This is a genomic window from Bremerella alba, from assembly GCF_013618625.1.
Classification (GTDB): domain Bacteria; phylum Planctomycetota; class Planctomycetia; order Pirellulales; family Pirellulaceae; genus Bremerella; species Bremerella alba.
In genome coordinates this window covers 565,698-589,973 of sequence record NZ_JABRWO010000001.1, presented here as the reverse complement: position 1 = coordinate 589,973, position 24,276 = coordinate 565,698, and the positions used below count along the sequence as shown (strand labels likewise).

General features: G+C 54.9%; 19 protein-coding genes. 14 read left to right on the top strand and 5 right to left on the bottom strand.

The window, feature by feature from the left end:
• The 6 genes from HOV93_RS02305 (at nt 1) to HOV93_RS02280 (ending at nt 7,318) form a co-directional block, all read left to right on the top strand.
• Complete coding sequence (locus tag HOV93_RS02305) at nt 1-744, top strand: hypothetical protein (protein WP_207394813.1); 744 nt, start codon at nt 1-3, stop codon at nt 742-744.
• A 24-nt stretch (nt 745-768) separates the two neighbouring features.
• Nucleotides 769-1,434 (top strand): hypothetical protein, encoded by a 666-nt coding sequence (locus tag HOV93_RS02300; protein WP_207394812.1) that lies wholly within the window; start codon nt 769-771, stop codon nt 1,432-1,434.
• Nucleotides 1,434-2,270 carry a hypothetical protein gene (locus tag HOV93_RS02295; protein WP_207394811.1) on the top strand — a complete coding sequence of 279 codons (837 nt, stop codon included), beginning with the start codon at nt 1,434-1,436 and terminating at the stop codon, nt 2,268-2,270. The genes HOV93_RS02300 and HOV93_RS02295 overlap by 1 nt, the downstream gene beginning before the upstream one ends.
• A gap of 414 nt (nt 2,271-2,684) precedes the next feature.
• The gene (gene gyrA / locus HOV93_RS02290; RefSeq protein ID WP_207395039.1) at nt 2,685-5,435 is read left to right on the top strand and encodes a DNA gyrase subunit A; all 2,751 of its coding nucleotides are present in this window, start codon (nt 2,685-2,687) and stop codon (nt 5,433-5,435) included.
• A 6-nt stretch (nt 5,436-5,441) separates the two neighbouring features.
• The gene (gene gmd, locus HOV93_RS02285; RefSeq protein ID WP_207394810.1) at nt 5,442-6,428 is read left to right on the top strand and encodes a GDP-mannose 4,6-dehydratase; all 987 of its coding nucleotides are present in this window, start codon (nt 5,442-5,444) and stop codon (nt 6,426-6,428) included.
• Nucleotides 6,425-7,318, top strand: coding sequence for an NAD-dependent epimerase/dehydratase family protein (locus tag HOV93_RS02280; RefSeq protein WP_207394809.1), 894 nt, complete (start codon nt 6,425-6,427; stop codon nt 7,316-7,318). The genes gmd and HOV93_RS02280 overlap by 4 nt, the downstream gene beginning before the upstream one ends.
• Before the next feature lie 32 nt (nt 7,319-7,350).
• Here HOV93_RS02280 and HOV93_RS02275 read toward each other — a convergent pair whose 3' ends face one another.
• From HOV93_RS02275 to nadA, 5 genes are all read right to left on the bottom strand, one after another.
• Nucleotides 7,351-8,127, bottom strand: a complete 777-nt coding sequence (locus tag HOV93_RS02275) for a type III pantothenate kinase (RefSeq protein ID WP_207394808.1) — start codon at nt 8,125-8,127, stop codon at nt 7,351-7,353.
• Nucleotides 8,127-9,137, bottom strand: coding sequence for a GTPase ObgE (obgE, locus tag HOV93_RS02270; RefSeq protein ID WP_207394807.1), 1,011 nt, complete (start codon nt 9,135-9,137; stop codon nt 8,127-8,129). The genes HOV93_RS02275 and obgE overlap by 1 nt, the downstream gene beginning before the upstream one ends.
• A 137-nt stretch (nt 9,138-9,274) precedes the next feature.
• On the bottom strand, nt 9,275-9,526 hold the full coding sequence (gene rpmA / locus HOV93_RS02265) for a 50S ribosomal protein L27 (protein WP_207394806.1): 252 nt from the start codon (nt 9,524-9,526) through the stop codon (nt 9,275-9,277).
• 116 nt (nt 9,527-9,642) lie between these two features.
• Entirely contained in the window at nt 9,643-10,650 is a 1,008-nt protein-coding gene (locus HOV93_RS02260) for a hypothetical protein (protein ID WP_207394805.1), read from the bottom strand.
• 207 nt (nt 10,651-10,857) lie between these two features.
• Nucleotides 10,858-11,994 (bottom strand): quinolinate synthase NadA, encoded by a 1,137-nt coding sequence (gene nadA, locus HOV93_RS02255; RefSeq protein WP_207394804.1) that lies wholly within the window; start codon nt 11,992-11,994, stop codon nt 10,858-10,860.
• A 377-nt stretch (nt 11,995-12,371) separates the two neighbouring features.
• On the opposite strand from nadA, the gene HOV93_RS02250 reads away from it, so the two are divergent.
• From HOV93_RS02250 to HOV93_RS02215, 8 genes are all read left to right on the top strand, one after another.
• Nucleotides 12,372-12,851, top strand: a complete 480-nt coding sequence (locus tag HOV93_RS02250) for a 3-hydroxyacyl-ACP dehydratase FabZ family protein (RefSeq protein ID WP_207394803.1) — start codon at nt 12,372-12,374, stop codon at nt 12,849-12,851.
• Nucleotides 12,852-12,950: 99 nt separating this feature from the next.
• On the top strand, nt 12,951-13,337 hold the full coding sequence (locus HOV93_RS02245) for an acyl carrier protein (RefSeq protein ID WP_207394802.1): 387 nt from the start codon (nt 12,951-12,953) through the stop codon (nt 13,335-13,337).
• Between the two features lie 225 nt (nt 13,338-13,562).
• Nucleotides 13,563-14,108, top strand: coding sequence for a beta-hydroxyacyl-ACP dehydratase (locus HOV93_RS02240; RefSeq protein ID WP_207394801.1), 546 nt, complete (start codon nt 13,563-13,565; stop codon nt 14,106-14,108).
• Nucleotides 14,109-14,266: 158 nt separating this feature from the next.
• Nucleotides 14,267-15,559, top strand: coding sequence for a beta-ketoacyl-[acyl-carrier-protein] synthase family protein (locus HOV93_RS02235; RefSeq protein ID WP_207394800.1), 1,293 nt, complete (start codon nt 14,267-14,269; stop codon nt 15,557-15,559).
• A 342-nt stretch (nt 15,560-15,901) separates the two neighbouring features.
• The gene (locus HOV93_RS02230; RefSeq protein WP_207394799.1) at nt 15,902-18,223 is read left to right on the top strand and encodes a DUF1592 domain-containing protein; all 2,322 of its coding nucleotides are present in this window, start codon (nt 15,902-15,904) and stop codon (nt 18,221-18,223) included.
• A gap of 14 nt (nt 18,224-18,237) precedes the next feature.
• The gene (locus tag HOV93_RS02225) at nt 18,238-19,593 is read left to right on the top strand and encodes a DUF1552 domain-containing protein (protein WP_207394798.1); all 1,356 of its coding nucleotides are present in this window, start codon (nt 18,238-18,240) and stop codon (nt 19,591-19,593) included.
• A gap of 211 nt (nt 19,594-19,804) precedes the next feature.
• The gene (locus tag HOV93_RS02220; RefSeq protein WP_207394797.1) at nt 19,805-22,831 is read left to right on the top strand and encodes a DUF1553 domain-containing protein; all 3,027 of its coding nucleotides are present in this window, start codon (nt 19,805-19,807) and stop codon (nt 22,829-22,831) included.
• Nucleotides 22,832-24,268, top strand: coding sequence for a DUF1501 domain-containing protein (locus HOV93_RS02215; protein ID WP_207394796.1), 1,437 nt, complete (start codon nt 22,832-22,834; stop codon nt 24,266-24,268).
• Nucleotides 24,269-24,276 lie beyond the last annotated feature (8 nt).

The window sequence follows — 24,276 nt, the reverse complement described above, 5'->3', positions numbered from 1 at the left end:
ATGAACGGGCAGGGGCGCATCTTTCGTGTTCTGGCGATGGTACTTCTTCTAATCCTGGCAATAGGCTGGGGAATCGATCGTGCGAGATGGCAGCAGGAATTGCAGCCACTTCGATCCGATGCAACTGGCAAGCAGGGGGAGCTCGCCAGCCTTCAGATTCGGCTCCATCAGATCGAGACATTTAAAGGATTCGATAGCTTTGAGGACGTGCTTAGCGTCATCGAGAACTCGCATCCAACTCGCGTCTTCGAGGACCAGGCCCGCTCCATTGCCTCGGCGGAAGCTCCTGTATATGAAGTTAGTGTGCCGCAATTAATCGAGATGTTGGATCACGAAGAACAGGAAAAGCGGCAACGTGCCTGGCGGTTGCTTCAATTTGCTCAGGCATCACCACGTTTTGATCGCTATGAGCTAGACTACCGCGATGGATTGGTAAAGCTGCTGCATCGGCGATCGATTGTCGGTTTCAATAAGCTGCTGCCCTGGCTTCGAGACGAGAAGATTAACGACGAAGCGATTCTAGCCGGTCTGCGATCGCGGATGATGGATGACGAAGACACTTTCGCCCCGTATGCCGCCTACGTGCTGGCAGAGCTCAACCCGAACGTCGATATTGCCCCTCGGCTGATTGAAATGATCGAGCGAAAGCACTCGCAGTGGCGGTCCATATTGCATCGCCTACCCAACTATATGCCTGAGGACGAGGCGGATGCGTTGTTTGAGAAGTATCAAGACTTTCGTTAGGCATGAACTGCGGAACGACCCTGATTGCAAGAACATCGCAAGGGCAATATGACGCCAGATGAAGCTCACCCTCGACCACGCAGGCCGCAGTTCTCACTGAGGTTTTTACTCTTTGTGATTCCCACGATCGCCGGGGTGGGGCTGGGGGGCTACTCAGCACTCGCTACTCAAGAGAAGCGGTATCGAGAGCTGATGACCGAGCAGGCAATGGTCGCTCAGGAGTTCTCGGAAGCGGAAATACGGCATGACAAACTTAATCGCCTAATTCAGTCGCTACAGCAGAAACAAGGAGTTTGGCGAACACCGAAAAGGGTGATGTTTTTGGTTGAGTATCCCTCTCCTTCCATTTTTATGCGCGGCCAATTTCCATCACCTCATTACATGCATATTCCATTGATGAACGACTCCATTCATTTTTATTTGCAGGCCAATGATAATCAACTGAGTGAATTGGTGGACCGGTTGATCGAGCGGTATCCGCAATCTGATGTGATTGTCCAAGTCCGCATCCTTGAATGTTTGAAGAATCTGCCAGCGTACGTTCATCGTGAGCGACTTGAACAAGTTGAACACAAGATTCGAGAATTCGCAAAACCTCTTACACAAGATTCCAACCAGACCGTTGCAGAACGGGCTCTGCATACGCTGCGGGCGTACGATCTTCCTCGTCAGCAAGTGGAGGAAGAATAGTGTCTGCTGAAACCCGTGCGGTCAACTTATACCGATGGTACTACCGAATTATCGGCGGTATGATTGTGCTGTCACTGGCAGTCTCTTTCTGGAGGATTTACAACCAACAAGGACAGCGCAACCACGAGTTGGAACTGTCGATTCAAGCGTTGCGAGAAGAACAACGGCAGTCGGACGAGGAGGCATTTGTGTTAGCCAGGGATGTTATTGCTTTGATGGAAAGTGGTGTCCCTGTGCATGCCACAGGAGTATCTCCGCTCTTTCAATCGCCGCTGAAAGAGCAAGCGATTCCCGTACTGCTTGAGAAGGTACGTGACCCACGAAGTGCGGTGGCGATTTATGCAATGCACGACCTAAGACAGTTGCTGCGTTCTGAACCAAACCCCGAGCAATTAGCACCGCAGATTGTTCCGGCACTTTTGCTTCTCTTGAAACAACGCGACATACCTGGCGGGGTGGTTGAACTCTTGCAAATGGTAAAAGCGGATCCAGAAGTGATTCGGCCCCATCTCTTGAAGATAATACGGTATGACGAAACGACATCGGTGATCCGCGGAGCATATTGGTTGAAGCAAGTGGACCCATCTTTTGAGGTCACTCCAATCTACATCGAACATATGAAACGCAGTCTTCGCCCTTCCAAGCAACTCGTTCTGTCCGGAATAGGTCTGACACATTTCCAGCCAGGGCGTCTGGAGATCGCCCTGAAAAGGGAGCTGCTTGATGCGATAACACCTGAAGAAAAAGCATCGCTTCAAGCGTGGATCGAGCTGGTGGAACAAACGGCCAAGGATTCCCCAAGGGGCCGAGTGCCAGCCTGTTCCGACTTGAACTAAATTCAAAGGAACGAGCGGATTTCGCGCTGGCGAGGGGGCAATTCGCGTCGCTTTTCGGCTCTTCTTCGCCACGGTCGCTCCGTCCAAAATGGCCGCCTCGTAAGCCACTATCTCGCAACCACTTAGCACTTCTGCTAATTGGCTTCCCCCTAGTAGTTCCAAGCCATCAGATTTGGTACATTACGGTGTGCTTTTTGAAAGGCTTGAAACGGCTGGGGGAACGTGGTTTTTCTCGGTGTTTTGGCTACTTTTCAGCACCCTCGCAACCTCGCAGATTGACGGCCGCGCCGGGCCTGTTTTCCCGCCGCGCAGGATAACCTCCGAAAGGACGCTCACTTGGCAACGGACGGTAATAACCCCAACGGTAATGGTAGTGATGGCGGGTCGCCGGAAGACCCCACCAAACTGTTCACAATGTCGATTGAGGACGAGCTCAAGGAGAGCTACCTGACTTACGCCATGAGCGTGATCGTCAGCCGTGCCTTGCCCGATGTTCGCGACGGGCTGAAGCCTTCGCAACGGCGGATTTTGGTGGCGATGAACGACCTGAACCTCACTCCGGGGTCATCGCGGGTTAAATGCGCTAAGATCAGCGGCGACACCTCGGGTAACTATCACCCGCATGGTGAGTCGGTCATCTATCCGACGCTCGTCCGTATGGCCCAAGACTGGAACATGCGTTACGTGCTGGTCGACAAGCAGGGGAACTTCGGCTCGATTGCCGGTTTGCCTCCGGCTGCTATGCGATATACGGAAGCTCGCATGTCGGGCTTCGCCCAGCTTCTGCTGGAAGACTTGAAGCTTGATACGGTCGACTATGTTCCGACCTACGATGAAGCTCGCACCGAGCCGACCGTTTTGCCGAGCAAGTTCCCTAACTTGCTGGTCAACGGGGCCAATGGTATTGCGGTTGGTATGGCGACCTCCATTCCGCCCAATAACCTGCGCGAGATCTGCCAGTCTGTCATTCGTTTGATTGACGAGCCTGATACGTCTCTGGACGAGATTCTTAATATCGTCCAGGGGCCTGACTTCCCAACCGGCGGCATCATCTGTGGCCGGGCAGCGATCCGCCAAGGTTACAAGACTGGCCGCAGCACGATCGTCGTTCGCTCGCACACGACAATCGAAGAAGCCAAGAGCGGCGCGAAGATCATCATTCACGACATCCCTTACCAGCAGACTCGCGACCGCGTGGAAGAAAAGATCGCCGCGCTGGTCAACGAAGGACGCATTCAGGGGATTCGCTCGGTCAGCAACCTTTCCGACCTGCAAGAACCGGTGCGGATTGTCATCGAGCTGAAGCGTGACGCCGATCCCGACATCGTGCTGAATCAGCTATACCAGTTCTCGCCGATCCAAGATTCGTTCTCGATCATCTTGCTGGCGCTGGTCGACGGCAAGCCGCGGACGATGTCGATCAAGGAAATGCTGGAGGAATTCATCCGGCACCGCGTGATCGTCATTCGCCGTCGCACGCAGTTCCTGCTGGCCAAGGCACGACAGCGAAAGCACACCATCGAAGGTCTGCTTCTGGCGCTGGCTGACATCGACGAAATCATCCGCATCATTCGCGCGTCGAAGACTCAGGCTGAAGCCAAGCAGCGTTTGATGGGCGTCGAATGTCCTGCTTCGATGATGGCCCGGGCCTTAGGCGAAACAGGGTTCTCGCAGTTCCAAATGGAACGTGGTGAATCGGATGTCTACTTCCTGACTTCGGTTCAGACCGATGCGATCTTGCGGATGACGCTCGGTCAGTTGGTGAACTTAGAGCAGGAGAAACTGGCTGGCGAGCACGCCAAGCTTCTCGAGGAAATCGCCGAGTACCTGCACATCTTGTCGGACGAAGCCAACATCCTGGCGATCATCCGCGAGCAGATGGAAGAGATCGACCGTCGCTTTGGTGACGTTCGTCGCACCGAGATCTCGCACGAAGAGATCGGCAACATCGATCTCGAAGACCTCATCGAAGAAGAAACGATGGTGGTCTCGATCAGCACCAAGGGGTACATCAAGCGAACCCCGGCCAGCATCTACAAAGCCCAGCGCCGCGGCGGCAAAGGCATTAAAGGTGCCAAAAGCGAAGAGGAAGATCCAATTCGCCACTTGTTTGTCGCCTCGACCCACGCCTACGTGCTCTTCTTCACGACCAAGGGGAAGGTTCTGTGGCAAAAGGTGTATGACCTGCCGAATCTCAGCCGCGAAAGTCGCGGCCGGGCCGTGGTGAACCTGCTGCAACTAGAAGAAGGCGAACACATCGCCGATTGTCGCGCTGTGCGTGATTTCAATATGCCTGATCATTGCCTGGTGATGGCCACTCGCAAAGGCCTGGTTAAGAAGACCTTGCTCGAAGCATATAGTCGCCCCAAGAAGAACGGCATCATCGCGATCAAGCTTAAGGAAGACGACGAATTGATCGATGTTGCCATCACCAAGCCGGGTGACGAGCTGGTCCTTTCGACCGAAAAAGGCATGGCTATCCGCTTCCGTGAGAGCGATGCCCGAGCGATGGGCCGCAACTCGAGCGGCGTGAAGGGGATCAACCTCACCAAGGGCGACAACCTGGTGGGTATGGTCGTCGCCGATCCGGACGCTCAGCTTCTAACAGTGTGCGAGAACGGTTACGGCAAACGTACCAATTTCGGCCCCGGCTTGGCGATTCAGGAAGATGACGGAGCGGACGACGGTAGCTCTGAAGATAGCGGTACGGATAACGATGCTGCCGAGAACGGTGCAGCCGAAGAAGAGTCGACTTCCGGCAGCGCTCGATACCGCACGCAAAAGCGCGGCGGCAAAGGCCTGCGAGACATTAAAACGACGGACCGCAACGGCAAGGTGGTCGCGGTGGCTCGCGTCGACGACTCGGACGAAATCTTGATGATGACCGCCCGAGGGAAAATCCAGCGGATTGCTGCTGGCGAGATCAGCATGGTCGGTCGTAACACGCAAGGTGTTCGTATCATGTCGATGATCGAAGGGGATAGTCTGGCCGCCGTCGTTCGTGTTCCGAAGGAAGACGCCGACGACGATGAAGTCGTGGAGACAGAATCACCCGATTCGCCGGCTCCCGAGTCAGCACCCCAAGCAGTCGACCAGCCCGCTGAAGCCGCTGAAGAAGAATCGGGCGACGAGGAATCTGGTAGCGAAGATTCGGGCGAGGAGTAGTCCAGCATGCGAGTGGCACTAATTACCGGAATCACCGGGCAAGATGGCGCGTACTTGGCAAAGTTTCTGCTGGCCAAGGGGTACCAGGTCCATGGGATGGTGCGACGTGGTAGCACGCTTCCCTTTGAGCGGATTGCGGATCTGACCGAGAAGATCACACTGCATCAAGGGGATTTGCTCGACCAGATGGCACTCAATCGGCTGATCGAACGCGTTCAGCCGTCGGAGGTCTACAACCTGGCCGCGCAAAGCTTCGTGCCGACCAGCTTCGATCAGCCAATCCTTACCGGCGAAGTCACCGGCCTGGGCGTTACTCGCATCTTGGAAGCGATCCGCACGGTCGACACGAACATCCGTTTCTATCAGGCCTCGAGCAGCGAGATGTTCGGTAAGGTCTACGAAGAGCCCCAGCGGGAAACGACGCCGTTTTGGCCACGCAGTCCTTACGGTGTCTCGAAGATGTATGGCCATTGGATGACGGTCAATTATCGCGAAAGTTATAACCTCTTCGCCAGCAGTGGGATCTTGTTCAACCACGAGTCTCCTCTTCGCGGAACCGAATTCGTGACCCGTAAAATCTCGTACGCGGTGGCGAAGATTGTTCATGGCCAGCAAAGCGAACTTCGCCTGGGGAACCTCGACGCGGAACGTGACTGGGGATTCGCCGGCGACTATGTCGAAGCGATGTGGTTAATGCTGCAGGCCGATACGCCTGACGACTTTGTTGTGGCAACCGGCCAGAAGCATACGGTCCGCGAGTTCTGCCGCTTGGCCTTCGAGCGGGTCAATCTCGAATGGGAGAAGTACGTTGTTGTCGATGAGCGGTTCTATCGCCCGGCCGACGTCAACACGCTGTGCGGCGATCCGAGTAAGGCTCGCGAAGAACTGGGCTGGGAGCCGAAAGTCTCGTTCGAGCAGTTGGTGCACATGATGGTGGACGAAGACATGAAACGTGTCAAAGCCGAAATTAAACTCGCTGAGGAGCAGGCGTGAATTCTCTGATTACCGGCATCAATGGATTCGTCGGGCAGCACCTTGCGTCGTATCTGCGATCATGCGGGGATGACGTTCGCGGAACGTATGTGGGTAGTCAGCCATCGTCCGATCTCGATCTGAAGTGGGAGATCTCGCAGCCGGCGAGTCCTACGCTGATCGATACGCTCAAAGAGTTTTCGCCGGATGTGATCTACCATCTGGCCGCCATTAGTCACCCCGGCAGTTGTGGCGATGATCTTCCCACCGAAACCTGCAAGGCAGTCAACATCTTGGGAACGCGTCATGTGGCCGACTTGGCTTTGTCGCTTCCTTCCGAGCCGCGCGTCATCTTCACCAGCAGCAGCAAGGTTTACGGAGGCCGCACACAAGAGCAGCCATGGGCGAAAGAAGACGACACGCTGCAGCCCCACGGTGGCTATGCCCATAGCAAATGGGCAGGCGAAAACCTCTTGCGAGATCGCATCGATCAGGGGTTAAAGGCTATCATCGCGCGGGCATTCAACCATACCGGTCCTGGCCAGAGCCCCATTTACTTGGTGCCTGAGTGGTGCGAGAAGATCCGAGATGCCGACGGTCCTCAGTCGGTCCGGTCGCTTACGACTTCGCTCGACTTAAGTGACGTCCGCGACGTTGTTCGCATTTATCGCTTGCTTGCTCAGAAGGGGAGCTTGGGAGAAAGCTACAATGTGGGTAGCGGTCAAGCGATCACGACTGCTGACATCTGGAACACGCTGTGCGATATCAGCGGTAAGCAGGTCGAAGTGACGGCGGAAAAGCCGGGGCCCTCGCAGCAACCAATTGCCGACGTATCGAAACTGCATGAAGCCATCGGGTCGATCGAGCGGATTACTTTGCGTCAGACCTTAGAAGACGTCTTTCAAGACTAAGTATCGTGGGGTCAGTGATGGGGACTCGGACCCTACAGAGTCTGAGCCGCTAAAGCGACTCCACGTAGCACCAAGTGATCGACCGTTTCGATTTCCAGGTCGATCCACGGAGCCAGGTAGTTCACGTCACCGCCGCTGAAGAAGATTTGTGGAGGACTATCTGAAGCGAGTTGATCAGAAACGCGGCGGATGGTTTCCCGAACTGCCCCAACCGAGCCCCAGAAGAGACCGCTTTGCATGGCTTGCGTTGTATTGGTACCGATCGCCGTAGGTTGGTTTTCCAGGTCGATGGAAATCTGCGGCAATGCGTCGGTTTGTGCGGCGAGTGCTTTCGCACTGGTGCGCATGCCAGGCAGAATGGCACCACCGACGAACTCTCCTTGGGCCGAGACCACATCGATGGTAATGGCCGTACCGGCGTCGACCACGATTGCAGGTCGATCTTTCTCCCGCATATGATTTGCGGCAACCGCGGCGGCAAGTCGGTCTAAGCCGATCTTCTCGGGTGCATCGATGGCAATATCGATGGGCAGCTTCAGGTGGTCCAGAGCGGTAAACGAATTAACACGCGGTTCAATCTTTGAAAACGCTTCCAGCGTAGCGAGTGCCGAGCGATGCACACTGACGGTGTACCAGGGAAGGGTGGCGTCGGTTAGCCAGTTTCGCAGCCCTTGGATATCCGATGAATAGGTCGAATACGAATAGGTCGAGACCGGCGGTGTGACTTCATCCGCACGGAAGTTTTCAAAACGGGCAAAGTGTACCCGCGTGTTGCCAATGTCAGCGGCGATGAGAGACTCGACCGGCACTAGGCACCCTCCGTATCGTTCTTGGTGGCCTCCAGTTGTTGGGAAACCTGCCGAATCATTTCGTTCAGGCCTTGCCCGGTGACAGCCGAAATCAGAAAGACTTCGCGACCAAGCTCTTGCTGTAAAGTCGCATGGAACTCTTCTGCGTCTGGGAGTTCCGCTTTAGTGACGCAGGTCACTTCGGGACGCGCGGCCAGCTTGGGATTGTAGGCTTCCAGTTCCTTTCGAATGGAATGGTAGTTCTCTAGCGGATCGGTTCCGTCGACCGGGGCAGGCTCGACAAGGTGAACCAAAAGGCCGGCGCGTTCAACATGACGTAGAAACTCGTGGCCAAGGCCAACCCCATCTGCCGCACCTTCAATCAGACCGGGGATGTCGGCCAGAATGAAGCTCGTATCCATGTCGATCTGAACCTGACCAAGATTCGGAAACTTAGTGGTAAACGGGTAGTCGGCAATTTCAGGTCTTGCGCGGGAGAGTCGTGACAGCAGCGTACTTTTGCCAGCGTTCGGTTTGCCGATCAGCCCTACGTCGGCGATCGACTTCAGTTCGAGAGCCAGTAAACGCTTTTCGCCGGGGTCGCCGGGTTGGCATTCTCGCGGGGCGCGGTTGACGCTTGATTTAAAACTGAGATTGCCACGTCCCCCTTTACCGCCGCGTGCTGCGACGAGTTGATCTCCATCCTTAGCGAGATCCTTCAGGACGAAGCCTTCCTTGGCATCGATCACTACGGTTCCCGGAGGAACTTTGATGACGATGTCTTCCCCTTTGCGTCCGGTGCGGTTGGAACCACTTCCGTGGCTCCCTCGTTTACCGCGCCAGTGATGTTGGTGGGCGAGTTGAACCAGGCTGTTGACGCCTTCTTCGGCAATGATAATGATGCTTCCGCCGTCGCCACCATCGCCGCCGTCAGGACCGCCTCTAGGGATATATCGCTCGCGGCGGAAGCTGGAACAGCCATTTCCTCCACCCCCGGCTTCGACTTCGATTTGTACCCGATCGACAAACATAGATGGATCTTGGTGCTTGGCGCTGTGTGAATGAAAGCTGTGCGAATAAAAATAGGGATGGCCTACTGACCATCCCTACTGTGTTTCTCTTGTGCGAATCGTTCGCCTAAGCTTCCCAGCGGGGAAGGGCGAGTCGCCTAATTGGCTTCCGTCACGATGTTGATGCGTCGGCTGCCTTGGTCGAACATGACCGTGCCAGGGGTCAAAGCGAACAAGGTGAAGTCTTTGCCCATGCCGACGTTCTTGCCGGCGCGGAACTTGGTACCCAGTTGGCGAACGAGAATGCTGCCAGCCTTAACGGTTTGGCCGCCGTACTTCTTCACTCCGCGATACTGTGGGTTAGAATCGCGACCGTTACGGCTAGAACCTTGACCTTTCTTATGGGCCATGACATCTGCTCCTGTGGTATCTTACGAGGCCGCATCGCAAAAAGGCGGCAATAGCTTGTTGGTTGGATCTTTTCACTACCCTGGCAGCAATATGGCTGCTGAGGGAAACTAGTTTTTTATCGGAAGATCCACTCGTAGTCAACCTCCCCAGGCGAACCCAGGCGGATTTCCCGCTCGTTTTCATCTAGGCGATCGCCAGGACGCCAGAAGTTGAGCTTCAGCGTCTTCTGCTTGTATTGGCGATAAGAGAGGGGGTTTGAGCTAGCATCGTAGTTCTCGTCGGCGTCTTCAAAGCTAAACGCGTTGGTCAGACCGTCGATGTAAATGCTGAAGAAGTCGGTATCTGGGTCGACATCTTCCCAGGTCACCACGCCCCAAATGCTGTTATCTTTCTCGGGCGTGCTCACTGGAATGTCAAACCGGCTTATCTCGACCGAGTTATAGAGCTTACTGCCACCCGTTTCCCGCTCAGCAATCTTTTCAATTGCGGCTGGAATGATACGGTCCAGATATTCCTTCTTTTGCTTGGTGTCCTTCGATTCCAAGACGAATCGCGGGAAAAAGCGGATCGGAGCAGATGGTAAGTCGTCGATCTGTTGAACTTCGAACTTCACATTGTCGTACTGATCTTTGACCGGGACGTGACGAAGTGGGTTACCGGTGTTTGTCACCTTGTAGACCATGTACCAAACTAGCTTCTTTTGCAGCTTTCCACTGGGCTGTGGAACGCCCACTTCGATCATCCGGACTGGTTTAAACGAGAATTCCAGTCCCCAAATATCGCGGCGGAAGATGACATTGCTGGCCATCGACTTGAGCGTTCGCGTTTCGGAAAGGTAATTTGGTGTCCAATCGAGATTGGGAATTCCCTCCAATATGTCGCGATATTGCTGTGGGCTCGTGTAGGTGTCTTGAGCGCTAAACTTCATCGGAATCGTGGTCATCACGCCATCGACAAACTTTCGATTAGGCGGATTGGCTTGGGCCAAGCGAATCGCATCGCCGGCGAGATCGGTACTTTCTTCCGGAGCTGCTGCCGCGGCAAACGAAGACGGCATGGCCAACAATGCGAAGAGCATCGTCAGAACAGGCAGAAACGAAGTGCGAGGGGTAGCAGCAGTCATGCGGAAATCGCCTGGAGATGGGAAATAAGGGACTGACGGTCCAATGCACGTCGGTGCCGGCCGAATTTATCTCAAACTCTAATATAGTTGCCCAAATTAACAGGCGTCAAGTTTTTGAGCCATTTGAAGTTAGGAAGTTGCCGAATGGTCCGAGCGAGGTAGGCTCAGCCTTGCTTTTCGATCGGTCGCCTGTTCGGCTTGTGCGGATTAAGCCGATACTTCCAGCATTCGCTCAAGTGCAACTCGAGACCACTTGGCCGTTTCGTCGTCAACATAGATCTCGTTCACTGGTGTGCCAGCGGCCAAATTCTCCAGCGTCCAACAAAGATGGGCTAAGTCGATGCGGTACATGGTCGAACACATGCAAACCACCGGGCTGAGGAAGTGAATTTCCTGCTCGGGGTGTTCCTTCTTAAGTCTATTGACCAAATGGAGTTCGGTTCCAATTGCCCACTTCGTACCGGCGGGGGCGTTACGGACCGTCTCGATGATCTTACCCGTCGAGCCAGAGACATCCGCGATCTCGTTGACTTCCCGCATGCATTCTGGATGCACGAGAATTTTGATTCCAGGGTGGTTTTGTCGGAACGCGTCGACATGCTCCTCCTTGAACATCTGATGCACGCTGCAGTGCCCTTGCCACAGAATCACTTTGCTGTCAACGAGTTGCGCCTCTGAACTGCCACCGAGATCGCCGGCAAAGGGGTTCCACACAGGCATCTGGTCTTCCGTGATTCCCATGGTCAAAGCCGTGTTCCGGCCTAGGTGCTGGTCGGGGAAGAACAGTACTCGACTGGTGCGATTGAACGCCCATTTTAAGGCTTTGTCGGCGTTGCTCGAGGTGCATACGATGCCTCCGTGCTTACCCACGAATGATTTCAAGCTGGCTGCAGAATTGATGTAAGTGACTGGGGTGATGTCGTTTGTGTCAATGACCTCTCCCAGGTCCTCCCAGGCGTTTTCAACTTGGTCGATCGCGGCCATATCGGCCATCGAGCAGCCAGCGGCCATATCCGGCAGAACCACGGTGACGCGTTGGCCATTACGCTCTTGGATCTTTTCAGGGCGATTGGCAAGAATGTCCGCTGTTTCTGCCATAAAATGGACGCCACAGAAGACAATGTAGCGACAGTCGCTACTTTCGGCAGCCATTTTGCTGAGTTGGTAGCTATCGCCGCGGAGATCGGACATCTCGATCACTTCGTCCTGCTGATAGTGATGTCCCAGGATGAGAAGCTTACTGCCTTGGTCGTCGCGAACCTTTTGGATTCGCGCGGTCAGTTCCTCGTTGGAAAGGGATCGATAGGGGGCGAAATCGAAAGATCCCAGGGAAACGGTCGACATGATGGGTTCTCGCAGGTGCCAGGCGTCATCTGGCAGGCGGGGGGCTTAAAGTTGCGGCCTGGAATCGGCCAGAAACTACCGTTTATTATAGACATCACCCCGGAGCTAACCCACCCACGCCAAGCACCAAGAAGACCTTATATTAACGCTAGGTCCGGCCGAATCGGGTTTGTACTTAGGAACTGACCTACCGTAAGTGGGGAATTTTTCATAGGTTAGGGGCACGTTCAGCAATAGCCGTATCGTCTGAAAACAGTCATTTCGCCGCCCGTTGTGAACTTGTGAGGGTGAGATTGGCTGGGTATACTGCTAAGCTTCAATTTCCCGTCGTTAGGTCCTTTAGTACCTTTGAAAATTCGCGTCGCTAGAGTGCTGAGATGAAGTTCCATCTGATCGATCAAATCTCGGAGATCCATCCCGGCGAACGAATTTCGGCGGTTAAATGTTTGAGCTTGGCCGAAGAGTACCTGCAGGATCACTTTCCGCGGTTTCCGGTCATGCCAGGTGTGCTGATGTTAGAGTCCATGACCCAAACCGGGGCATGGTTGGTTCGCGTTACGAACAACTTCAGCCACAGCCTGACGGTGCTGAAAGAAGCACGCAATGTAAAGTACGGCAACTTTGTCGAGCCAGGCGAGATGCTGGTCGTCAAAGCGGAACTCGTCAAGATGGACGGGAACTTGGCTTCGCTGAAGGTTTCCGGCGAAGTGGCCGGAAACGTCGCGGTTAGTTCGCGCATTGTACTGGAAAGCTACAACTCGTCTGGCACCGATGAGCCAAACGTTACGGATCGGAACGCGATCCGCCTATTAAGACAACAATACGATCTGCTCAATCGCCAACGTTCGGCGGTTTAGGCAGGCCACTGGGTCGCTCGTGCGGCCAAATATCCCCGTGTAGGGCAATTTTCAAGCAATCAATAGCCAGTCTTTTCCCAAGTCGGAGAGCAAGAAATTATGGCACCCTCGGATGACGAAATTTTTGAAAAGGTCCGTGAAGCCTTGGTAGACGCATTGGGCGTCGACGAGGAAGAAGTGGTACCGGAGGCCACCATGGTCGGCGATCTGGGTGCCGAGTCGATTGACTTCCTGGATATCGTGTTCCGTTTGGAAAAAGCGTTTGGTATCACCATTCCGCGTGACGAATTGTTCCCAGAGGACATTCTGACCAACGCTCAGTATGTCCAAGGCGGCAAGGTCACCGACGAAGGTCTGGCCGAACTTAAGAAGCGGATGGCATTCGCCGATCTTAGTAAGTTCGAAGCGAATCCAGTCGTTTCGGATTTCGGCAACCTGCTGACGGTTAACGATATGTGCAGCTACGTGAAGTCGAAGCTGGCTTAATTGATTTCCTGCCTGACTCCCTCTCCCCCAAACGGGAGAGGGAAGCGGTAAGAAATGACAAGCAATCGTTCATTTCCTTGATGTGAATTGAACGATAAATCCAAGCCGAGTTCATTGGTAATAACCGGGATTGAGTTGCGGAGCAATTTTGTCATTGCCCCCTCATCCCAACCCCTTATCCGAATCGGTTGAGGGGATCAGCGAGAAGTCGAAGGGACTGTCGGGATGCGTTGGTTTTGGATCGACAAGTTCATTGAGTTCAAAAGTGGTACGTCGGCCAAGGCGGTGAAGTGTGTCTCGTTGGCTGAAGACCATCTCCACGATCACTTTGGTTACTTGCCGGTGATGCCCCATTCGTTGGTGATCGAAGGAATCGCTCAGACCGGCGGACTACTCGCCGGCGAAGTTTACGCGTTCCGCGAACGGGTTGTCCTCGCCAAAGTGGCCAAGGCCACCTTTCATGGGACAGCCCATCCTGGTGACAAGCTTACATACTCAGCCACGATGAACGACATCCGCGAGAACGGAGCGTATGTCTCGGCGACAAGTCACATCGGCGATCAGTTGCATGCTGAGGTCGAATTGTTTTTCGCCCACCTCAACGACAAAGACAAGCAGCGCGAGCTGTTCTTCCCGGCCGATCTGCTATCAATGCTACGCTTGCTTGGCTTATATGAAGTCGGCCAGGCCAAGGATGGTTCCCCGCTTCAACCACCCCAATACATGGTGGATGCAGAGCTCGAGCAAGCCAAACCCCCAAAGCTTTCGTAGCAGCAAAAGACCCAATTCTGGTGCAATCGCCAGCGGCTTGACGAAACCATCGCAAGCTGGGACGCGACCTAGCCGATATAGCGAACTACAATACGTGTGTGGTCCAGGCGGAAAAGTTCTGGACACCCCAAATGCCTTCGGCGCGGAGAGAATCTTCTATGACTAGGCGAGTCGTTGTCACCGGTGTCGGCATGGTTAATCCCATGGGACACGATGTGGAAACGGTCTGGAAAGGCCTGAAAGAGGGCGCTTCCGGCGTTGGCTACACGAGCATCTTTGACGCTTCGAATTTCCCCACCAAGATCTCAGCGGAGGTCAAAAATTGGGACGTGACCAAGTGTGGCGAGAAGATCGCGGACTGGGAAAAAACCGGTCGCCATACGCGATTTGCCGTGGGTGCTGCTAAGCAAGCAGTCGAGTCTTCCGGCGTGCTGGATAGCATCAAGGATCCGACCCGCTTCGGCGTGTATCTGGGGTGCGGTGAAGGGGACCAGGATTTCCATACGTTCACCAACATGGTTGTCGCGGCAATCAGTAGTGGCAACGGTGACTGGGACAAGTCGGCATTCATCAAGAAGGGGCTCGCCACGCTCGATTCCCAACGCGAGATGGAACAAGACCCCAGCATGCCCTGTGGTCACCTGGCATCGCTATTCAACGCTCAAGGGCCCAACCTGAATTGTTTGACGGCCTGTGCTGCTTCGAGTCAGGCCATTGGCGAAGCCCGAGAACTGATCAAACGTGGTACGTGCGACGTGATGCTCTCCGGCGGGGCACACTCGATGATTCATCCTTTCGGTGTTACGGGCTTCAATTTGCTGACTGCCCTTTCAACTCGTAACGATGAACCTACCAAGGCTTCGCGTCCCTTCGATCGCGAACGCGACGGATTCGTACTGGGCGAAGGAGCATCGATGGTCGTGCTCGAAGAACTCGAGCATGCCAAAGCGCGTGGTGCGACCATCTTCGGCGAGATCATCGGCTATGGCACCACGGCAGACGCGTTCCGAATTACCGACACCCATCCGGAAGGTCGCGGCGGAATTGCCTGTATGAAGATGGCAATGCAAGACGCCGGTATTGGCCCCGAGCAGGTCAACTATGTGAACGCTCACGGCACAAGCACCACCGTGAACGACAAGGTCGAGTCGCTGTGCTGCAAGGAAGCATTTGGTGAGCAGTGGGCCAAAAAGATTCCGGTATCCAGCACCAAGAGTATGATGGGGCATCTTATTGCCGCCGCAGGTGTGACCGAAGCGATTGTCTGTATGTTGGCCATCCGCGACAACGTGCTGCCGCCGACGATCAATTACGAGAACCCAGACGATAACTGCGATCTCGACTATGTGCCCAACGAAGCTCGTCAGGCCAAGGTCGACATTGCGTTGAACAACAGCTTCGGATTTGGCGGCCAGAACATCACGCTCGCCCTTAGCCGTTTCAACGACTAAATCAACCTGCCGTTACCCCACAAAAAGCCGCGATCCAATGCATTGATCGCGGCTTTTTTTGTTCGAAATCGTCCTCATCTGCAAGGACGAACGATTGTCAGAAATGGCTATGCATTTTATCTGCATTGCCCGCCTTGCTGGTGGAAGGTGCATCTGTGGCGGGGTGTCTTTCTATCTTATCTGATTCAATTCATTTCGTGTGGAAATCCGTATTCCTAATGTGCTGCTGATGGGTACGATTTTCCATAGACGTATCTACACACGATTCTTATAATCGTGCTTCACTTGCCCCTTATTCCCGCCTTAATGCCCCGTCATCTTCCCCAGTAGGAGCTTTCTTTAATGTCACGGCTATCAGGCGGGCTCCGTAAGTACGGGCCTTTCCCGTTCGTCTTGTATCTGCTGTGCTCGCTGACGGCGTCGCATGCGTTGGGAGCAAAACGCGCGGAGATGGCTGAGTCTTTTAACGCCACGGTCGTGCCGTTTATGAAGAGTTACTGCATCGATTGCCACTCTGGCGATGCACCCGAGGCAGGGTTCGATTTGGAAAAATTCCGCTCCTGGGAAGAGGTCACCACCACCGGTCGCAAGAAATGGTCGTCCGTGTTGGACATGTTGGTTACCGGAAGCATGCCGCCAAAAGACTACGACCAGCCTGGTGGTGAAGAACTACAAGGCGTGTTGACGTGGGTTCAGGACGCGCTATCGACGGTCGACTGCGATGGCCCGGTCAACCCAGGCCGCGAAACGATCCGCCGCTTAAATCGCGTTGAATACCAAAATACAATTCGCGATCTGGTGGGCATCGACTACAAGGCCACCGAGTCGTTTCCGGCAGATGACGTTGGATACGGCTTCGATAACATTGGCGATGTCCTGTCGACTTCCCCGCTTCTGTTTGAAAAGTTCTACGAAGCGGCTGACGAGATCGCGTCGCGAGCGATCGTAACCGACAAGAGTCAGCTGATTCCCAAAAGTGAATTACCATTGGCTGGTTTCAAGTTGAAGCACGGCAATGTATCGGGGCGGCAGCTATCGTTTCCGTCGAACAACACCGGTAGCTACGAACTGGAAGTCGAGCCAGGCGTCTACACCGTGGCCATCTTTGCGCATGCCAGTCAGTCCGGGGACGAGCCAGCGAAGATGGGAGTTCGTGTAGGTCACAAAGAGAATCGAACGTTCGCCGTCGATAACGAGGCCCCTAGCGAGCACCCGATGGAAATCAAAATGCGCGTACCTCGTGGTAAGCTTCCCTTGGAGGTTGCGTTTCTCAATGATCACTACGATCCCGACAATCCCGACCCCAGTCGTCGCGACCGCAATCTGTTCATTAATCGGATCGAACTGCGCGGTCCAGATACCAATCTTGAGGATCGGTATCCTGCGTCCCACCGGCAGATCATCTTTTTGAAGCCTGGCCAGCAGGGTTTAGATGAGAAGCAGGCCGCTCAGCAGGTCATTGCTCGGTTCGCATCACGAGCGTTTCGACGACCCGTGACCAAAGGAGAAATGGAGCGACTGATGATCCTCTACGAAATGGCGAAAGAGGACGGTTTGAACTACGAAGCAGCCATTCGCGAAGTTGTGGTTGGCATTTTGTGTTCTCCTAACTTCCTCTTCAAGGTCGAGGAATCGACTGAGGGAAGCGAAGGTCCGTTGCCAATGGGCAGCTATTCGTTGGCGACCCGTTTGAGTTACTTCCTGTGGAGTACCATGCCTGATGAAGAACTGCTTCAACTGGCCTGGAAGGGGACGCTCAGGCAGAACCTAGACGTGCAAGTGGTTCGGATGTTGGCCGATCCAAAAGCAAAGCAACTGACCGAGAACTTCGCCGGGCAGTGGCTCGAAATGCGAAAGCTGGAAAACGTTCAGCCTGATCGACATCGCTTTGGCAACTTCGATCACAAGCTTTCCGCTGACATGCAAACCGAAACCGAAATGTTCTTCCAGTCGATCATCGACGAAGATCGTAGCGTGCTCGACCTTTTGGGGGCCGACTATACGTTCCTGAATCAACGTCTCGCCGAGCATTACCAAATCGATGGCGTCAAAGGGAATCACTTCCGGCGTGTCGAACTGAACGATGGTCGCCGAGGTGGAATTCTCACCCAGGCCAGCGTGCTGACAGTTACCTCAAACCCAACGCGCACGAGCCCGGTGAAACGTGGCAAGTGGATTCTCGACAACGTTCTCGGCACGCCGCCGCCAGAAGCGCCGGCCGATGTGCCAACGCTGGAATCGCAAAAGAAGCTGACCGGTAGCCTGCGTGAACAGATGAAGCAGCATCGCGATAATGCGGCATGTGCTTCGTGCCATGCCCGGATGGATCCGATTGGGTTCGCTCTGGAAAACTACGACGCGATAGGCCAGTGGCGGACCAAGGACGCCGGTTTCGCTATCGACGCGACCGGCGAGATGCCTGGCGGACGCAAATTCGACGGGGCCGCCGGCCTGAAGAAGTTGCTGTTGGAAGAGAAGCGGGACGAGTTCGTTCACAACCTGATCTCCAAAGCGACGACGTATGCATTGGGAAGAGGCGTGGAATATTACGACGAATGTGCGATCCAGGCCGTGAAGTTCGAAATGGAGAAGAGCGGTTACCGCTTCTCTTCAATGATTCAAGCAATCGTTCATAGCGAACCGTTTCAGAAGCGTGGCGGCTAAGGGAGACTTGTTGGATGTCTAGCACAAAGCTCAGTCGGCGAATGATTTTGCGTGGCCTTGGTACGGCGGTGGCGATGCCATGGTTGGAAAGCATGTGCCCCGAGGCTCGTGCCGCCAAAGCAGATTCCTCCGACATCAAGCCGCCGGTCCGGATGGGCTTCTTCTACGTTCCCAACGGCATGCATATGCCCCACTGGCGGCCGCAGTACGAAGGGGAACTGAAGGAACTGACTCCGACGCTTTCACACTTGGCCAAACACCGCAGCGAGATTATGCCGATCTCCGGGTTCGAGCTGCACAACGGCTGGGCCTTGGGCGATGGTGGCGGCGACCATGCACGGAGTGTGGCTTCCTTTTTGACCGGTGCCCACCCACATAAGACCCATGGTGCCGATATCCGTAACGGGGTCTCGGTCGATCAGTTTGCCGCCGCTCGACTTTCGCATTTAACCAAGTTTCCGTCGCTCGAGTTGGGGCTCGAGCCGAGTGCCCAATCTGGCAGCTGCGATACCGGATATAGTTGTGTCTATTCGTCGAATCTCAGCTGGCGAAGTGATACGAACTTTGTCACCAAGGAGGTAAACCCTCAGGCTCTGTTCGATCGGCTGTTCGGCAATGGCGATTTTCAGGAACAAGCCGCAGGACAGGCGATCCGCAATCGTCGGAAAAAAAGTGTCCTCGATTTTGTCATGAATGATGCCAAGCGGCTTCAGCATCGTTTGGGGGACGTCGATCGCCGCAAGATGGACGAATATCTGCACGCAGTGCGCGATGTTGAACGCCGCGTTTCTCATAGCATCAAGCTAGAGGGGAAGGAAGTCGAGATGCCGGACTACGCTCGACCCAGTGGAGTTCCGGCTGAGTTTGAAGAGCACTGCCGTTTAATGCTGGACATGATCGTGTTGGCGTTTCAGACCGATTCGACGCGAATCGCGACCTTCATGATGAGCAATGCCAGTAGCAATCGTCCTTACCCCCAAGTAGGCGTGAGCGACGGTCATCACGATCTTTCACATCATCAGAACGACGATGCGAAACAAAAGAAAATCGCCAAGATTAACAGCTTTCATACCAAGCAGTTCGACTATTTGCTGTCCAAGATGCGCGAGGTCCCCGAAGGCAACGGCACACTGCTGGACAACTGCATGCTGCTGTATGGCAGTGGTATATCGGATGGAAATCGCCACAATCACGACGACCTGCCGATCTTACTGGCAGGCCGAGGTGGGGGCGCGTTCAAGCCGGGCCGGCATGTCCGCGTGGCGGACAAGACTCCGCTTTGCAACTTGTACGTGACCATGCTCGAAGCAATGGGCATCAATGCCGACAACTTCAGCGACTCCAATGGGCGGGTCACCAGTCTCGGTTAGGCTCAACCGGTCTAACCGTTATGATCCCTCTGCGGTGCCCTCCGGCGGGGTGTTCCTTGACTCGCACTTGGACGAAATTCGCTCCCTGTGTATATGATGGAAGAAAGACGTCTTTCTTTCCTGATTCGATGGGGTGCATGTGCATTCTTTTCGTGTTCGACTATTTCGATCGCTTGTATTCTCGGCGTGCGCGCTGGGGACCTCGCTCGCCTTGCGCGCAGAGAAGCCTGCGGTTGACTTTGCTCGAGACGTGCAGCCGATCCTGGCACAGCATTGTTACGCTTGCCATGGTCCCGACGCGGCTACGCGGAAGGCCGATTTGCGGCTCGATCAACGCGAAAGCGCCTTAGATCAAATCGCACCTGGCCATTCTGACGCTAGTGAACTCTATCGTCGCTTAGTGGCCAGTGACCCAGATGTCCGCATGCCGCCCCCTAACGAGCAACACCAGCCGAGCCTGGAAGAGATTGCGACCCTGAAGCGTTGGATCGAAGCTGGAGCCCAGTGGCAAGAGCTGTGGAGTTTGCAGCCGATTGCGCGTCCTGATGTTCCTGTGGTCAAGGATCGCGACTGGCCCTCTCATGCCATCGACTTTTTTACACTAGCCAAGATGGAAGCCAACGCCGCAGGGCCATCGCAGCCAGCTTCCAGGTATGCCTGGCTGCGACGGGTTACCTTCGACCTGACCGGTTTGCCACCCACGCCAGCAGAAATTGAGACGTTCGTTTCCGACACGTCACCTCAGGCCGAGCAGAAGGTCATCGATCGTCTGTTGGCCTCGCCGGCCTATGGCGAGAATTTTGCTCGCCACTGGCTTGACTTGGCGCGATACGCCGACACGCACGGCTACAACGTCGATAGCCATCGCGACATGTGGCGTTATCGCGAATGGGTCATTGAGTCGCTGAACGAAAACATGCCGTTTGATCAATTCACGATTGAGCAGCTTGCCGGTGATCTGCTGCCCAACCCGACCGTCGATCAATTGACCGCCACCGGGTTTCATCGAAACTTGCCGGTGAACGACGAAAACGGAGCGTTCGCCGAAGAGTATCGTCATGCATATGTCGTCGATCGCGTGAACACGACCGGCACCGTTTGGCTGGGGATGACGCTCGGATGTGCCCAGTGCCACGATCATAAGTACGATCCGATCTCGCAGCGAGACTTCTACCAACTGGCGGCCTTCTTCGATAACATCGACGAGAAAGGCCTCGACGGGCAATACGGAAACGCGGGGCCGGTCATCAAAAGCCCCACGCGAAAGCAGCAGCGGCAATTTACCAAGCTGGAAGCAATGCTAGGGGAACTCCGCCAGTCGTATGCCGATTATCTGACTGCCGACGATCCGTTAATGGCTCGCTGGGAAACGAAAGCCAAGGAGGAAGGCCGGGCCGAAGTCGTTTCGGAAGAGAAGCTGATCGCGAAGCTTGACTTCGACACGACATCTCCTTTGCCAGACGGCATTGCGCCCATTGGTTTCGATTCTTTTGCGACCGGCAAGCACGGTCAGGCCTTACTGGCCGGCGGAAACGCTCGAATAAATTTGCTTCGCAATGCCAAGGGGCCCATCTCGGTGGCCGCGTGGCTTTATCCGACGGTCACACGCCCTCAGGTTCTCTACGCTTTGAATGACGACAATCGCAACAATCTGGAATTAGTCCAAGCGGAGGATAAGTTTACGCTTATCCTGAAAAAGGTGGATGGCACAAACATCGCGTGGGAAGCAGCCTGCGACCAGTGGGAAACGAACGTTTGGCAGCATCTGGCGTTTGCCCTCGAGCCGACTTCGCCGGAAAATGCACGCGTCTGGGTAAACGGCAAACGTCTGAAGTGGCAGTCTACGACGCCTGCTCCCTTGGATGAGGAGAACGAGGGTGAGAATACGTTAGGCGAGTGGACCTTAGTCGTTCGTGGCTTGCTGGATGACATCCGGATTGATTCACGGATCTGGTCGGACGCGGAGACAAGGATTCTGGCAGAAGATGATCCGATCGCGGCGTTGCTTTCCAAATCGTCCGAACAGCGCACCGAAGAGCAATCGCTGCGACTCAAGAAGTTTTACTTGCGTGAAACGAACGAAGATTTCGTGCGTCTAGAAGCCGCGATGGAAGATCTACGGCGGAAGATCGAACTGCTACAGCGTGAGTTTCCTGAGACCATGGTAATGCGCGAGCGAGAAGAGCCTCGCGTCACGCACATGCGCGTTGGTGGGCAGTGGGATCAGCATGGCGACGTCGTGCAGCCGGGCTTGCCGGAGCAGTTGTTTGAAGGCATGCCTGATGGCAGTGGCGATCGTTTGCAGTTAGCGCAATGGCTGGTCGCCCCAGGCAATCCGTTGACGGCCCGGGTCGTTGTGAATCGTACGTGGCAACATTACTTTGGCACGGGGCTGGTCAAGACGATCAATGACTTCGGGACGCGAGGCGAGTTGCCGACCCATCCTGGTCTGCTCGATTACCTCGCCAGCGAACTGATCGACAGTGGATGGGATATCAAGCATTTGCATCGCTTGATTGTTTCCAGCAGCACGTATCGGCAATCGAGTTCCGTTGGCAGGACACGCTATGAAACCGACCCGCAAAATCGGCTTCTGGCCAGGGGCCCGCGTTTGCGGTTAACTGGGGAAGCGATCCGAGATCAAGCGCTCGCGGCCGGTGGTCTCTTGGTGCGACAGATCGGCGGCGTGAGCGTCAAGCCATATCAACCAGAAGGCCTGTGGGAAGAACTTTCCAAGGGGAGCGAATTTACGGCGCAGCGATTCGTACAGGATCAGGGAGATCGACTTTATCGTCGAAGTCTCTACACCTATTGGAAGCGATCGAGTCCACCGCCCAACATGACGGCCTTTGATGCTCCGAATCGAGAGATCTGTGTGGCTCAGCGGAGCCGTACCAATACACCGATGCAAGCATTGGTATTGTTGAATGATGTGACATTCGTGGAAGCCGCCAAAGTATTGGCCTGCGACGTTGGTAAGAAGCATGGAAACCAAATCGAGCGAGCCATTGCTGAGGCATTCTTGAGGATCCTCTCGAGGCCTATCGACACGGATGAGTTGGAAATGCTCGCAGCGTTGTATCGGCAAGAACTACGCAGGTTTGCCGACGATCGCCAAGCCGCAAACGAGTGGCTAAGTGAAGGGGAAACGGTTGTCGACTCGACTCCCGAGTTGGCGGCGATGACGGTGCTTTGCCATACAATTCTCAATCTAGATGAAGCGGTGATGACTCCTTAAATGCTTGATGACTTTCGACAAATCGCAGATCGTCAAACAAGACGCTCGTTCCTGGGAACCGCCGGCGTATCGCTCGGCGCACTAGCGATGCACGCGTTGACGACAGCGCATGCTCAGGCAGAAGAACCTGCTCTGCCACATTTTCCCCCCAAGGTGAAGCGAGTAATTTATCTCTGCCAATCAGGAGCGCCCTCTCAGCACGATCTTTTCGATTACAAGCCGGCACTCGAGCGACTCGCCGGAGAGCAGTTGCCCGAGTCGATTCGTATGGGGCAGCGGCTGACAACCATGACTGCCGAGCAAGATTCTTTGCCGCTGACGCCCAGCAAGTTCGCGTTTTCCCGGCATGGTAAGAGCCAAATGTGGTTTAGCGAACTGGTTCCGCATCAGGCCAAGATCGCCGACCATTTGTGTCGAATTCGTTCGATGCATACCGATGCGATCAATCACGATCCCGGTTTGACTCTTCTGGCCAGCGGGCATTCACTACCAGGCAGACCGAGCTTGGGGAGTTGGCTGAGCTATGGTTTGGGAAGCGAGAACGAAGAACTGCCGGCTTTTGTCGTGCTTGTTTCCCAGGGTAGTGCCACGTTGAACAATCAGCCGATCTTCGATCGATTGTGGTCGAGCGGTTTTCTCCCTTCACGCTACCAAGGTGTTCGTTTTCGCAGTAGCGGCGAGCCTGTCCTGTATTTGAATAACCCGGCTGGCATTTCAAAGGATGATCGACGTCGGGTTCTGCGGACTCTGGCCGCGTTGAACGAGCGGCAGGCTGCCGAAGTGGGAGATCCGGAAATCGAGAGTCGCGTTGCTCAGTACGAAATGGCTTATCGGATGCAGATGTCGATTCCGACCCTGACCGATTTTTCAGATGAGCCAGAATCTGTTATTGCGACTTACGGGGAGGACGCCAGGCAGCCGGGGACTTACGCTGCCAACTGCCTGTTGGCACGCCGTATGGCCGAGCGAGGCGTTCGATTCGTTCAACTGTTTCATCGCGGTTGGGATCAGCATCGCAGCATCAATGCCGAACTTCCTCGGCAATGTCGTGATACGGATCAGGCATCGGCGGCGCTGGTCAACGATTTGGCTCGTCTGGGATTATTGGAAGACACCCTGGTTATTTGGGGAGGTGAATTTGGCCGAACCGCCTATGCCCAGGGATCGATCGATACCAACGACTACGGCCGTGATCATCACAGCCGTTGCTTTACGATGTGGCTGGCCGGAGCAGGGGTGAAGCCTGGTTTCGAGTTCGGATCGACCGACGAGCTAGGCTACAACATCACGAAGGATCCCGTTCATGTGCACGACTTGAACGCAACGCTCTTACATTTGCTGGGGATCGACCACAAGAGATTCACGTATCGATTCCAAGGCCGTGACTTCCGTTTGACTGACGTGCACGGTCGCGTGATCGAACAAGTTCTCGCTTAGTTGCCGGT